Annotated in this window: 8 protein-coding genes; 5 read left to right on the plus strand and 3 right to left on the minus strand. The window is 43.9% G+C overall.

Annotated elements, in window-relative coordinates:
- Positions 1 to 207 precede the first annotated feature (207 nt).
- Together ACJJIB_RS05805 and ACJJIB_RS05810 are read left to right on the plus strand one after the other, a co-directional pair.
- Positions 208 to 3,072, plus strand: a complete 2,865-nt coding sequence (locus tag ACJJIB_RS05805; RefSeq protein WP_444888169.1) for a TonB-dependent receptor — start codon at positions 208 to 210, stop codon at positions 3,070 to 3,072.
- 112 nt (positions 3,073 to 3,184) lie between these two features.
- Entirely contained in the window at positions 3,185 to 4,504 is a 1,320-nt protein-coding gene (locus ACJJIB_RS05810) for a glycosyl hydrolase family 18 protein (RefSeq protein ID WP_444888170.1), read from the plus strand.
- Positions 4,505 to 4,640: 136 nt separating this feature from the next.
- On the opposite strand, the gene ACJJIB_RS05815 is transcribed toward ACJJIB_RS05810, so the two are convergent.
- The 3 genes from ACJJIB_RS05815 to ACJJIB_RS05825 all read right to left on the minus strand — a co-directional run bounded on the left by ACJJIB_RS05815 (position 4,641) and on the right by ACJJIB_RS05825 (position 9,045).
- Positions 4,641 to 4,922, minus strand: a complete 282-nt coding sequence (locus tag ACJJIB_RS05815; RefSeq protein ID WP_444888171.1) for a zinc-ribbon domain-containing protein — start codon at positions 4,920 to 4,922, stop codon at positions 4,641 to 4,643.
- Positions 4,923 to 5,191: 269 nt separating this feature from the next.
- The gene (gcvP, locus tag ACJJIB_RS05820) at positions 5,192 to 8,083 is read right to left on the minus strand and encodes an aminomethyl-transferring glycine dehydrogenase (protein ID WP_444888172.1); all 2,892 of its coding nucleotides are present in this window, start codon (positions 8,081 to 8,083) and stop codon (positions 5,192 to 5,194) included.
- Positions 8,084 to 8,817: 734 nt separating this feature from the next.
- Positions 8,818 to 9,045, minus strand: a complete 228-nt coding sequence (locus tag ACJJIB_RS05825; RefSeq protein ID WP_444888173.1) for a hypothetical protein — start codon at positions 9,043 to 9,045, stop codon at positions 8,818 to 8,820.
- A 436-nt stretch (positions 9,046 to 9,481) separates the two neighbouring features.
- Here ACJJIB_RS05825 and ACJJIB_RS05830 point away from each other — a divergent pair, with 436 nt between their 5' ends.
- The 3 genes from ACJJIB_RS05830 to ACJJIB_RS05840 all read left to right on the plus strand — a co-directional run bounded on the left by ACJJIB_RS05830 (position 9,482) and on the right by ACJJIB_RS05840 (position 14,007).
- Positions 9,482 to 10,696 (plus strand): hypothetical protein, encoded by a 1,215-nt coding sequence (locus ACJJIB_RS05830; protein ID WP_444888174.1) that lies wholly within the window; start codon positions 9,482 to 9,484, stop codon positions 10,694 to 10,696.
- 1,093 nt (positions 10,697 to 11,789) lie between these two features.
- Positions 11,790 to 12,791 (plus strand): helix-turn-helix domain-containing protein, encoded by a 1,002-nt coding sequence (locus ACJJIB_RS05835; protein ID WP_252084770.1) that lies wholly within the window; start codon positions 11,790 to 11,792, stop codon positions 12,789 to 12,791.
- Positions 12,778 to 14,007, plus strand: a complete 1,230-nt coding sequence (locus ACJJIB_RS05840; RefSeq protein WP_444888910.1) for an MFS transporter — start codon at positions 12,778 to 12,780, stop codon at positions 14,005 to 14,007. The genes ACJJIB_RS05835 and ACJJIB_RS05840 overlap by 14 nt, the downstream gene beginning before the upstream one ends.
- The last annotated feature ends 10 nt before the right edge of the window (positions 14,008 to 14,017 follow it).

Genomic DNA, 14,017 nt, shown 5'->3' on the forward strand with positions numbered 1-14,017 from the left:
ATTCCTTAAAACAGGTAGTTAGTCGATTCATTTTTGGCTTTCTGCGACTGCTTGTTTTTTCTTAAAAATCTAAAACGCCGATTTTGTTTCATTAGTATCCCAGTATTGATTACCTCTCCATCAAGGTTTTTTTTTAGGGTTTTAGTGCTCAACAAATGAACTGTCTTTTTGGGGTTTAGGGTCCCCTGACAGTTTTACGCCAGCCCTTTGAAGGGGCTGGCATTTTTTGAACCGGTGAGAGAAAAAATAGAAAGTTGGGATGCTATGAAAATAATGAAGAAGAATAGCCGAAAAAGGGTTAATACCTGGAGCAGAGGTTTCAGGCAGAAGTCTATGGTTACTGCTATCTCGCTGGTCGTTAGCAGCATGGCAATCGCGGAAGATACTTCGGACTCTGATGAGAGAATTGAAGAGGTTCAAGTCATTGGAATTCTTGAGAGTGCTACCAAAAACCTTGAAATCAAAAGGGATTCCCTTGCAGTAGTAGATGCTATTACTGCAGAAGATATTGGTAAGTTCCCCGATAAAAATGTAGCTGATTCTCTCCAGCGTGTGCCAGGTGTCACTATCGATCGCAGTGGTGGTGAAGGTAGCACGGTTAGTATTCGGGGAACTAGCTCAGAGTGGACTCTCACCCAGTTAAATGGAAATTACATTGCTACTTCCGGTAGTGGAGCTCCCTCCAGAAATTTTAACTACTTATTACTTCCCTCCAGTATGATCAGTAGGGCAGAGGTTTATAAAAGCCCCGAGGCAAGAATTGATGAAGGTGGTGTCGGTGGTACCGTTATCCTACATAGCCACAAACCTCTTGATCTTGATGCTGGACAAGGTGTAATCACCACAGAGGCGACTTATTCAGATACTACCGAAGAGTGGGACCCACAATATAATGCTTTCTACTCCTGGAAAAATGAGAGCGAAACTTTTGGTATTTTAGTGGGGTACACCAGCCAGGACCGTGGCGTAACCGGAGTTACCAATTATGCAAGTGGCTGGCGTTTGCACTCAGATACTGATGAAAATGCAGATTTGTCAGCTCTTGTTGACCAGACCACAGAAGAAGTTTTCAACAATGTGTGGGCGCCCACGCAGGTCAGTATTCACAACTCTAAGGAAGACCGAACCCGTGATGGATACCAGCTTGCCGCACAGTGGCGACCCACTGAACGCCTGGAGTTTGGTTTTGCTTATTTCGGTTCCAAGCTTGGCTATGACACTAATACTCAAAGCCTGACATTTGCGGAATGGAATGATCATGACGATGCATACTATGGCATTGAAGTGGATGGAGATACAGTCGTCACCTATGGTTTTAACGACAATGGTGACCTTAATGAAAATAACTGGGGCGATGGAGATGTAAATGGCGGTGTAGACGTATACCGTGGTTTGATGTCTCCCCAGCTGACAGGCTATACCCGCAAGGGTGAATCGGAATCTAATACTTATGATTTTGAAGTTATCTATGAAGGGGGCTTTTATACCGCGGCTATAAATGTTGGGCATACAGAAGCAGAGGGGGGAACTTCTGAACTCACATACGCTAATATGGATGCTCGTTATGGTTCCGTGGATAGCTGGCTTTGGTCAATTGCAGATGGTAAGCCGAGCTATGAAGTTTCCACAGATCTCACAAAAGATACTGAAGCTTATCCCTACTATGACTGGTTTGGCTCAGATGCTACGGAAAATAGCGATGAAGAGAGTTACTATCAGCTAGATTTGGCATTTGATACTAACTGGGGAATTGTTAATAAGTTTTATGTGGGCACAAAGTATAGGGATCATGAGGCTAGATCCTATAGAGATATCTATCGCTGGGATGACGAGACTGATGATAATGGCGGTTACCGAGGTTGGTTATCTGGCGATCAATGGTTCCACAATCCTGATTACCACCCAGATACTTCAACTTTAATTAGCGATAAGGTAGTTGATAATAGTGCTGGTAATACAGGTGCAATTGATTATCTGGCATTTGATACCGATGCCTTGATGGACTATGTGCGTGGAAACTTCAACCTCACTGTTATGCCAGTACTATCTGGCACTTATACAATTGATGAAGAAATATTCTCAACCTATGCCCAAGCTGATTTTATATGGCGAGACTTCCGCGGAAACTTGGGGGTTCGCTATGTCAGCACAAAATTATCTACAGAAACGTATGATGATATTACTGGAATGGAATCGGATGAAGTTATTGCTAACTCCCGCAGTAATACCACAAAAGAATTTTTGCCAAGTTTGAATGTTGCCTGGGATCTAACTGATGATCTGGTAATACGATTTACAGCCTCTAAAGCCATGTCAAGGGTGAGTTACGCTTATTTGGGGCAGGCTGAAACTTATGGTCCACCAGTTCATATTGTTTCTCCGGATGAGTGGACGGGGCGAGGAAGTGGCTTCTTTGCGAATACGGATCTGGAGGCCATGATCTCCAAGCAGTTCGATCTGGGCCTAGAGTGGTATTACGCCGATGGTTCTGCATTGGGTGTAACTTTATTTGACAAAGATATTGACAATCTGCCAATCCAAGTAACTGAAATTGTTGAGCGTGAGCACGATTGTTGTAATGGCCCTATTGAAGTGGAAATGAAGGGGCAGATAGGGGGAGGAAACGCAACTTCTAGAGGGGTGGAGTTGTTTGCCCAGCATGCTTTCGAAAGCGGCTTCGGTCTTATGGCCAACTATACATTTACGGATACCGGCACTTCCACCATCATTCTTGCTAATGAGTCAATCGAAGCTGAGATACCTGGTACCGCGAGACACCAATATAATTTATCTGCATTTTATGAGAATGAAAATTTCGGTGTTCGTGCCTCCTATAATTGGGTGGATGACAGGGTTACAAGTTTACATCGTGGGTATGCGGTATACGATAAGGACTACGGACAGTTGGATCTGAATGCAACCTATACCTTCACTGATAACTTTAATATCTCTGCCTCTATTATCAATTTAACTGAAGAAGTGGCGGAGGGATATTGGAAACAGGAAAATCGGATGACATACAACAACTACTCTGGGCGCCGATTTTATATTGGTGCAAACTATAAATTCTAACACCTCGTTGATCGTAGTATTGGGTGTAGAGCAAATGCACTACACCATTTTTTGACTTTAGATGTTAGATTGTAAAATTCACATAACTACATAATAAAAAATGAGCATAGATATGAAACAACCAACACTTAGAGCAATGCAAGCTGCTTGTGCCACCTTTTTATTTCAGGCTGGTGCCTACGCAGATATTGAAGTGGTCAGTTCAGGCGTATGTCCCTCTGATGCTACCAAAGTAAGCTATTCTGAAGCGCTTAATTATCCTGATGAATTTTGTGGTCTTCTCAATAGTGGTGATCTTGTCGGTCTATCAGGAGGGGCTTCAATAGAGCACCTGGGTGACAATTGCCAATTGACGGATAATGAAAGTCGCCAAATCTCCAAGACACTATGTAAGTCTGAACCTTCAGTACCACATGTTGTTAGTGGCAGCAGTTGTTCGTCCGATGCAGACCCGGTTACCTATCTTGAGGCACAAATTTATAAAGATGAGCTGTGCTCTGTTCTGGGAGACTGGGAAATTGCAAACCTTGCCGGTAATGCCTCCATGGATGGCAGTGGCTATGGATGTGGTTCACGCAAGAATGAAATCCGTGAGCTGGGCTCAACACTGTGTAAATCAGATACTCCTCAGGAAAGTGGATCTGCTCCCAAAGTTGCCTACGTAGAGGTTAACAGTAATAACTTGGGAAATGCGGGCTGTTTTACAGAGAGCGATGGCAGTCAGTTGTTCGATATAGCTGTGATCTTTGCGGCAAATATTAATTATGATGGTCAGAAAGCGGTCTTGCATTTTAATGACCAAGTGTCAGACCTGCTCAATAACAATTTGAGTACAGTACAAGACTTGCAAGACAAGGGTACGAAAGTGGTACTCAGTGTTCTCGGAAATCACCAAAATGCAGGTTGGTCTTGTTTTGCCGATGAGCAATCCGCTGATGACTTTGCTCAGCAGTTGAAAGATGCAGTGGATCAATATGGTCTGGATGGTATTGATATTGATGATGAGTACTCACAGTGCAGCCAAACCTATTCTGACTCCCTGGTAAAAGTGACTAGTGCATTGCGAGAGAAAATGCCGAATAAAATCATTTCCAAAGCACTCTGGAGTGATACCGATGCTTTTCAGGCTGAATGGAATGGCAAGAAACTGGGCGATCAACTAACTTATGGCTGGGAGATGAGCTATTGGTTGGGCTCAAGTTGTACATCAAGAATCCAGAAGTATATCAATCTGGGTGTTGATAAGTCTAAGCTGGGTGTTGGAGCTTCCACTGTGATGAATGGTGCATCTACCGCAAGTGCTTTGGCCTCCTGTAACGAAAATAATAACCTTGGTGGCGGCACAATGATATTTAATGTGACTAAAGATTCTAGCAGCTATCTTTCTACAGTTTGGCCAGGTACTTCAGCGGTTCCTAGTTGCCTTAAGTAGTTCAAAAATATTGATAGTTGTGATTTAGTTAATTCTCTTTAGTAAATCTATTTCGGAGTGGGTAGTAAACACTCCGAAATACAACCCTTATACTCAGCTCCTAAGGAGTTGTTTCTGACTCTTGGCGGATACACTTCTACTCTTTTTTAATAAAGCTCTTTTTAAAGAAGGCCTCATTGGGGTGTGGCTTTTTCTTTGCCATCGCTTCCATATGAGCTTTCTGTTCTGCCTTCGCTTGGTTTCTCTTTTTCCTACAGGGACGACAGCGAATCGCAGAGGTCTCAAAGTCTCTCTTGGCGATTTCATACCACCATTTTTGTTGCTTTGCTGTCCATACTTCTTCTGAGCCACAATCTTTACATTGAAATTCTTGATCCAGGTAGTAGAGAGGAATGGCAATGTAGTAAGAGTGGTGCACAATTGCTGCCCTATCTACCGCAATAGCCCAGTCGGGAATGGGCCACTGAACTGATCAAGGATCTTGCCTCTATTTAGCTTCCCTTTTTTTTCTTCGAGCTTGCTTAATTTCGATTCTTCTTTGTTTGCCGCTTTTCATTGGGTGTTCCTTACCATTAGCTGAGAGGAAGAAAGTACTTTATGGGTGGGCGAAGTTTAATTCGACCCAATAAAAATGAAAAAAGCGGGCATAAAGCCCGCTTTTAAATCCACCTGTGAGAGTGTTGGGTTCTACTCGGCGTAGCTCTCGATAGGAGGGCAGGAGCAGATCAGGTTGCGGTCGCCGTATACGTTGTCGATACGGTTAGCAGCAGGCCACACCTTGTGCTCTTTTAACCACGCCGCTGGGCGTGCGGCGATATCGCGGGAGTAGCTGTGGGTCCACTCATCGCTCATGACGTCCTCAAGGGTGTGAGGGGCATTGTGTAGAGGGTTATCCTCAGGAGTGTATTTACCGCTGGTTACATCTTCCACTTCCTGGCGAATTGTTGCCATAGCCTCGATAAAGCGATCCAGCTCACCTTTGGATTCACTTTCGGTAGGCTCGATCATCAGGGTGCCGGCTACCGGGAAGGACATGGTAGGGGAGTGGAAGCCAAAGTCCATCAGGCGCTTGGCGATATCCTCTTCAGTGATACCGCTAGCTTCCTTGAGCGGGCGCAGGTCAACCAAGCACTCGTGGGCAACAAAGCCATTGGTGCCGGTGTAGAGAAGTGAGTAGTGCTCACCCAGCTTCTTGGCTACGTAGTTGGCGTTCAGGATTGCCATCTCGGTAGCCTGCTTCATACCCTGCTTACCCATCATGCGGATATACATCCAGCTGATCGGCAGGATACTGGCGGAGCCCCAGGGAGCAGCGGAGATGGTGCCGTTATCCAGGTTGGTTTCCGGTACTTCAGTCACCGGGTGGGCTGCCAGGTAGGGCTTCAGGTGTTCGCCAACAGCGATCGGACCCATACCGGGGCCGCCACCACCGTGAGGGATACAGAAAGTTTTGTGCAGGTTCAGGTGGGATACGTCACCACCGAACTGGCCCGGAGCCGCTACGCCGATCAAGGCGTTCATGTTGGCGCCGTCGATATAAACCTGGCCGCCAGCCTGGTGTACCAGGTCGCAAACTTCACGGATACCTTCTTCGAACACACCGTGGGTAGATGGGTAGGTGACCATTAGTGCGGCAACGCGGTCGCCATGCTCTTCGATTTTGGCTTTCAGGTCTTCGATATCCACATTGCCTTTATCATCACAGGCAACCACAACCACTTTCATGCTCACCATCATGGCGGAAGCCGGGTTGGTGCCGTGGGCAGAGGCGGGAATCAGGCAGATGTCGCGCTGGGTTTCGCCCTTCGCTTCGAAGTACTTCTTGATAGCAACCAGGCCAGCGTATTCGCCCTGGGAACCGGCGTTGGGCTGCAGGCTCACCGCATCGTAACCGGTGCAGGCGGACAGCATTTGCTGTAGCTGGCGGAACATTTCTGCGTAGCCTTCCGCTTGATCTACTGGTGCGAAGGGGTGCAGCTTGCCGAACTCTGGCCAGGTGACCGGGATCATCTCGGCGGTGGCGTTCAGCTTCATGGTGCAGGAGCCCAGGGGAATCATGGAGTGATTCAGGGCGATATCCTTGGCTTCCAGAGACTTGAGATAGCGCAGCATCTCGGTTTCGGAGTGGTAGGTGTTGAACACCGGGTGAGTTAGGAATTCAGTATCGCGCACCAGGGAGGCGGGTACACCCAGAGAGCCCTTGCTGGCAATTTCGCTGTCCAGAGTATGCAGATCGATGCTGTGTTCGGTGCCGATAAAGGCATTGATCAGGTCGGACACATCCTGCAGGGTGGCGGTCTCACTCAGGCTCACACCCAGGGCGTCTTCACCAATTTTACGCAGGTTGATCTCAGCGGCCAGGGCGCGCTGGTAAATCTCTTCCTGCTTGGCGCCAACGGTGACATTCAGGGTATCGAACCAGCTGTCGTGGGCCAGATTGAAGCCTTCCTGCTGTAGGGCGGAAGCGAGAATATCTGCCAGGCGCTGGATGCGGGCAGCGATGGTTTTCAGGCCTTCAGGGCCGTGGTAAATCGCATAGAAAGCACTCATTACCGCCAGCAGCACCTGGGAAGTACAGATGTTGGAGTTGGCTTTCTCGCGGCGAATATGCTGTTCGCGGGTTTGCATGGCCATGCGCAGGGCACGCTTGCCTTTGCTGTCGACGGAAACGCCGATGATACGACCCGGTGCGGAGCGCTTGTAAGCTTCGCGGAAGGCGAAGAAACCGGCGTGGGGACCACCGTAGCCCATGGGGATGCCGAAGCGCTGGTTACAGCCAACAACTACGTCTGCACCCATATCACCCGGTGCCCGCAGGGCTACCAGGCTCATCAGATCTGCGGCCACGGTTACCAGTGCGTTGGCTTCGTGCACCTTGGTGATGATGTCGGTCAGGTCGCGTACGCGACCGGTGCTGCCGGGGTACTGCAGCAGGGCACCGAACAGTTCGGCGGGAATATCTTTTTCCACATCGCCTACAACGACCTCGAAGCCGAAGTGCTCGGCGCGGGTTTTAACTACGGCGATGGTCTGCGGGTGGCAGTCCCGGTCCACAAAGTAGGTGTTGGATTTGTTGCGTTTGACCTGGCGCTTACACATGGCCATGGCTTCAGCTGCTGCGGTACCTTCATCCAGCATGGAGGCGTTGGCCAGTTCCATACCGGTGAGGTCCATAATCATCTGCTGGAAGTTCAGCAGGCCTTCCAGGCGGCCCTGGGCAATTTCCGGCTGGTAAGGGGTATAGGCGGTGTACCAACCCGGATTCTCCAGCACGTTGCGCAGGATCACATTGGGGGTAATGGTGTCGTGGTAACCCATACCTATAAAGGTGCGGTAGATCTTGTTGCGCGCCGCGATATCTTTCAGCTCTGCGAGGGCCTCAACTTCATTGATTGCATCGGCCAGATCCAGCTCATCAGTCTTGCGAATGGCTTCGGGCACGGTTTTCTCGATCAGCTCTTCGAGGCTGGCAACTCCGAGGGTTTCCAGCATGGCCTCTACCTGTTTGGCATCGGGGCCAATATGGCGATGGATAAAGGCGTCGTGTTGTTCCAACTGCTGCAGCGATGGTTGGGTCATAAACTTCGTTCCTGTAGTCGCAGGGAGTCGTCGCGGTGCGCTCGCGGTTAAAAATAGCACCTGGCCTCGGTACCGCTTTTCCTGTGGAAAGCCTCGGGCCTCCGCGTAGCGGATAGGCGAGGGTAACGCTTGGGAGAATCGGTTTGATGGCAGCCCCAGTGTTGCAATACGGAACCAGAGGGGAAGCCGGGCCATAGCGGCAGGCGCGCATCTTAGCAATCGGCGCGAGTAGGGGCAATCTGCGGGTTTTGGGCGGGGAAACTGCTAAATTTTGGCGCAAAAAGTGGGTTAAATCCTGTAATGTGGGATATTGAGGTATTTTGTTCTGGGTGAGCCGAAGAAGTTATGGTTTTAAGTGCGAACAAAGGGTATGAGTGAACATATAGTCCCAGACCCTACGGTAGCGAGTAGCCTTCTACTAGGGCATCGAGTATATGTATATTCAGTAACGGCTGGAAACTAGAGATCTCCTTAGATGGGTATAACCTAATTTTGTCTCCAAGCTCATTCATTTAGCTTTCATCTAAGGTGCCTGGCTAAATTTTAAATGAATGATATAAAAGTTAGTAATCTGTAAAAGTGTACTATTACAGCTGTTACTTAAATCTAGCAATATTATTAAACAGAAGAAATATTCTGAGCTGTTCCAATCAAATTTTGTGCTTCAATCAAAATAATCCTTTTCCAAGACCGACGTTACTGGATGGCTAAACTTTTAACTTCAAGAATGATTTCTAAGCACAAAAAGAAATTTTTGAATATATACGCGTTAGATATCTGACGTTCATCAACGCCAAATTCTTTGAGTTTTCATTTAATAGCATAGCTTTACTATTTAATGGCTTTATACGGTAAGAAGAGGTATTTAATTCATCTTTACCTGAAAGATGTAGCGTTAAATGAAGGTTGTCTTTTTGTGTAATCTCTATCTCTTTTAAAGTAATCCTCACTGCAATCGCCATTTCATAATTACTATATATTCTAAGGGGTGGTACATCTAGTTATATCATAGATTTCCTTTTGTGAAGCAGGTTTATTACGGGATCGACTTTTTTACAATCCCACTTCAGGCTTTAACTCTTCATAAAGTTGGTGGAGATAATCATTTAGACTGTCTTTTTAACCTGAAAATGGTGCAAGAGAATGGTTGGGAGGTTAGTAATTATCGGTGCTAGTAATTTATGAAGCCGTATTTTTATGATGCTGAATCTGGAAAAATGACATGAGACTTATTTAAGGTTAATCTTAGCCAAATACTTATCTTATCGGTTCATGATTCGGGATCCGATAAGGTTGGTATCTAACTATTAGCAAGCTACCGTAGTTAGATAAGTAGGATGTTTGAGTTTTGATACTATCCGGTAGCGGAGCTTATTAAAATGTGCAAAGGATTAGCGAGTGAAAAATAATAATTTATACATGGTGGTAACAATACTCATCCTAAGTGTTTGCAATACTCAAAGAGTAGAGGCTAACGGTGGTAATACCAACAGAATAACAGAAGTTCTAAAGTCGGGTGAGGTTGGACTGAACCTTCGATACCGTACAGAGTATGTCGAACAAGATAATTTGTATGAAGATGCTGTAGCCTCTACTTTAAGAACACGTATTAACTGGAGAAGTGGTAGCTTTCAGGGGGCGAACTTCTTCCTTGAGTTGGACAATGTGAGTGAGATTGGTGTAGATAAGTATAACTCTACGGTTAATGGCAAGACTGAATACCCGGTTGTGGCTGACCCCAAAGGTACAGAGATTAATCAGGTGTACTTGAGATATAATTTAGAACAATTGAAAGTTACGGTAGGTAATCAGCGTATTAACTTAAATAACCCACGCTTTGTTGGAGGCATGGAGGGTAAAGCAAGCTGGCGTCAGAACGAAAGAACATACGATGGTATACGCTATCAATATGGTAATCCGGGTCAATTACAGTTAGATCACAGCTATATCTACAACATCAATCGTGTTTATGGAGAAGATAGCAACTTTTCAGATTTCAAAGGGGATATCCACTTATTTCGAGCTAGCTACCCTGTTTTAACAAAACATCAACTATCTGTATTTTTATATAATCTAGACTTCGATAATGCCATAAATGATTCTAGTCGTACTTACGGTATGGATTATCTGGGAAATTTTGGTGTTTTTGAAACCCGTTTGAGTTTCGCACACCAGAAAAATATTAATAAAAACCTTAATGATTACTCAGCAAATTATTATCTAGCTGAGATTGCAGGCACCTTAGGAAAAATGAAGGGGAAAATAGGTTACGAGATACTGGGAGCAAACAACGGTATTGGTTTCAGTACACCACTTGCAACTACCCATAAATTTCAAGGATTTACAGATAAATTCAGAAAAACACCAGCAAAAGGCGTTGAAGATTTGTATGTTACTGCCAACTTAAAACTGATCGGTGGGAATTTGGGCATTAGTTATCATAACTTTGAAGCCAATCAGGGAAACGCGTTTTATGGTAGTGAATGGAGTGTCAGATATAATCTTAATTTCAGTAAGAATTTGTCTGGTATGGTGAAATATGCAACCTATAACGCAAAAGATTATTTATCTGATACAAATAAATTTTGGTTGATGATTACTATGAACTTTTAATTTCAGGGGTGAGATTTAGATATTGACAGTGTATCTTAGATATTAAAATATTTAGAATTGTGATATGTAGCTTGTCAGGAATATGATTTTTATGAAAGGGCAAGCTAACCACCTAGCCTGTTGGTTAAAAATTTCGTATAGCATAAACTAAATTTTTTTCTCATCCAAAATAGGTAGAAGTACCGGTGTTTACAGTTGCCAAATGAAATTAAATGACGAACATTTACGCAACCATAAAATATCTACTGATTCTGCTGAAAAGTAGAAGTGATGTCTAAGAAATTTCGATTATCCGACAGATTTAAAGGATAAGCTGTGAGTTCTTTCTTAAGTAGGCTTCAGTATTGAGAAGAGCAGGTAGTATGATTAATTACATGAACGAAACACCTCTCAAGAAGTCTGACAAATAATTACCCTGAATAGATGAAAGGGCTTTCTAGCGGTTTAGCATAGGAAAACTGTAATCTAGATATGGGAAAATAAGAATGGAAAGATGCTGACTGCTGACTGCTGACTGCTGACTGCTGACTGCTGACTGCTGACTGCTGACTGCTGACTGCTGACTGCTGACTGCTGACTGCTGACGATATTTAAGTAAGAAGTACCATAACAGCAGCCTCAGTATAGAAATAGTGTTCCTCTCCTCCTCATGCTGATGCGACATTGCATACAAAAACACTTACTTTTCGTGTGGGAAATCGATAGTTCTTGAATCTCCTAAAGATAGCTTGGTGGGCCACAGTTTAGATAGTATCTGACGAGAAAGTTCAAGTAGAAGAATAGTTTCCAGTATGGATGGAAGAATGTTTCAAAAGTATCAATGGCATAAAGTAGAGTGAAATTTTGAAACTTTAGATGTTTTCTGCCCCAGGCTGTTAAGTAGGTGATTATTTAACCTCTCTTCAGATCTTATATAACTTTACTCAACAAGTAATCAGGATAGAAAAGTCACAGAATAACACTTTAGATAAATAACATCCTATTTAGTTTCTTACCTATAGAAAATGAAAGGTAGTTAGTTTAATTTCCTTGAAATGAAGGTGATCTAATGTATTCTCATGTGAAAATTTGATGGATAGATGGATTAGATCAAATGGAGTTGTGTGGGAAAAAGTCTGTAATTGATGGTTGCGTACCATTTATTGTCTCTGATAATTACTTACAAGAGACAGGTAGGGCCCAGGGCAAGTGGAGCCAAACTTCTCTGCCACCTGAAATTGGCGATACGGAGTTCACGACGTGTAGAATATGCGACGATATTACTTTGACTGGAAGTAGCTGTACGTTTAATGACCACTACCTTTCGTGTATTCGCTATCAAAAAAATACAACACTACTGATATTTGGATTTGAAGGAGTTAGTTCCATTGGGTTTTCCAAAAATGATATAAATTATTTGATTAGACCTGGTGATGTTTGGTTGGTGAATACCGGAGGCAGTAAGCTTTTTCGATATACACCTTCTAAGCAAAAGAATGAAATGGTTGTAATCAAATATGCAACAAAACGTGTCGGTTTTGCCTTTCCAAATAAATCTAGAATTTTTTCCGATAATGGAACACCTTGGCTTATGAGGCTGGGTTATCAAGAAGCAAATGAATCCTGGATTTCAGACTTAATGGGAAACCCTTTCAATACGGCTTTAGATTGTTTGAGTGCTGAGGCAAAAACGCTCGATGTATTGGCTCGATGGCTGAGACCTCTCGCTGAACTTGCACCTGATGATACTCCCGTCGCAAAAAAATCATCCGAAATGGACAAGATAATAAACTTGATGACGGCTGATTTGGCTAATGTCCCTTCGCTGGAGGAAATGTCAAGAATAGTAGGGATGAGCCATAGTCGATTAAATAGAACCTTCAAAAAGACTTTTGGCAAGACAGTATTTGGTTGGCTAAGAGATTATCGGTTGGCGAGAGCACGATCACTGTTAAAAGATAAGCAAAGAAGCATTACAGATATTGCTTTCTTATGTGGATTTAGCAGCGCAAGCCATTTTGCACAGACCTTTAAACAGAGATATAGCTGCACTCCTATTGAATTTAGGAATAATGAAAAACTACAGGAAGTGTACTGTGAGTATGGAATCAGTTAAGTCTTTTAAGAAAGCACAAAACATTAATTTATTACTTCTTATCCTGGTTGCTAATGGAGTAGCACACAGTCTATTTGTAATAACATTTCCTTTGCTTGGAAGAAATTTGGGGCTTACAGATATTCAAACCGGTTTTATATTAACGGTTTCCTCTCTCGCTATGATGATTTCGGCTCCATTTTGGGGGGTTAAAAGTGAAATTTATGGAAGAAAAAAAATTATATCTATTGGTATATTGGTCACGGGTTTATTTTTGATATTGACCGCAAGTACTATATATATAAAGCAAACTTTTGATATAACAGTGGCGTCTGTCTTTTTAATTATACTTTGCTTAAGGTTATGCCAGGCAATCGGGGTTGGAGGTATTATGCCGGCAGCTCAGGCATTTATTGCTGATCTCACCTCTCGTGACTACCGCGCAAGAGGAATGGGTAAAATGGGTGCTGCATTCGGAGTTGGTACTATTGTTGGTGGTTTCATAGCGATGCTTATTGGTAAGCATTCCATTGCAATAGGGTTCTCGATCGTTGGATTAAGTCTATTAATATTGTGGTGGTTAGGCTGCAATAATCTACAAGAATCAAAGAAAATTGGAAGTTCGTCATTAAATACAAAATTTAGATTATCTTATAAGAATCTGCTACCAATGTTGTTCATAACATTTTGTGGTCTGCTAATTTATGGAACATTACAGCAAGTTATTGGTTTGAGGTTACAAGATGAATTTGGTTATTCCTCGGGAGAGGCACTTAAAAGAACTGGTGCAGTAATGATGACCAGTATGACAGTTATGGTTATAACTCAGGGTGTGTTAATGAAATTACTTTCATGGTCCCCTGAGAAGTTATTAATAGGTGGTTGTATCATTCAAGTTGTAGCCTTAGTTATATCTGCTTCTGCAGATTCTTACCTGTGGTTATTTTTAGGTATGGCAGTTCTGGGAGGTGGAATGGGTTTACTTTTTCCCGGAAATCTCGCGTTATTAAGTCTCAGTGGTGATGAGAATACACAGGGGAAAATAGCTGGAATCAATGGCGTCAGTAAAGGCTTAGGATTGGCCCTGGGCCCATTGATGGGAGCATTTCTTCACCAGTTTTCCCCTCTCTCACCTTTTATGTTTACTATATTGTTAGGTGGGCTAATGGCCGCTGTTAGTTTTTGGAGAGTTAAAAATCATAAGTTAATCCTTCTAAAAGGAAATCAATCAACCTAATTTCTCTGGT

The sequence above is a fragment of the Microbulbifer mixtoriginis (SeqCode) genome (assembly GCF_052467705.1).

Bases quoted from the DNA above. Each gene is read 5' to 3' on its own strand.
- ACJJIB_RS05825 (WP_444888173.1), bottom strand. From the start codon at position 9,045: ATGGCGATTGCAGTGAGGATTACTTTAAAAGAGATAGAGATTACACAA.
- gcvP (WP_444888172.1), bottom strand. From the start codon at position 8,083: ATGACCCAACCATCGCTGCAGCAGTTGGAACAACACGACGCCTTTATC.
- ACJJIB_RS05810 (WP_444888170.1), top strand. From the start codon at position 3,185: ATGAAACAACCAACACTTAGAGCAATGCAAGCTGCTTGTGCCACCTTT.
- ACJJIB_RS05835 (WP_252084770.1), top strand. From the start codon at position 11,790: ATGGAGTTGTGTGGGAAAAAGTCTGTAATTGATGGTTGCGTACCATTT.
- ACJJIB_RS05840 (WP_444888910.1), top strand. From the start codon at position 12,778: ATGGAATCAGTTAAGTCTTTTAAGAAAGCACAAAACATTAATTTATTA.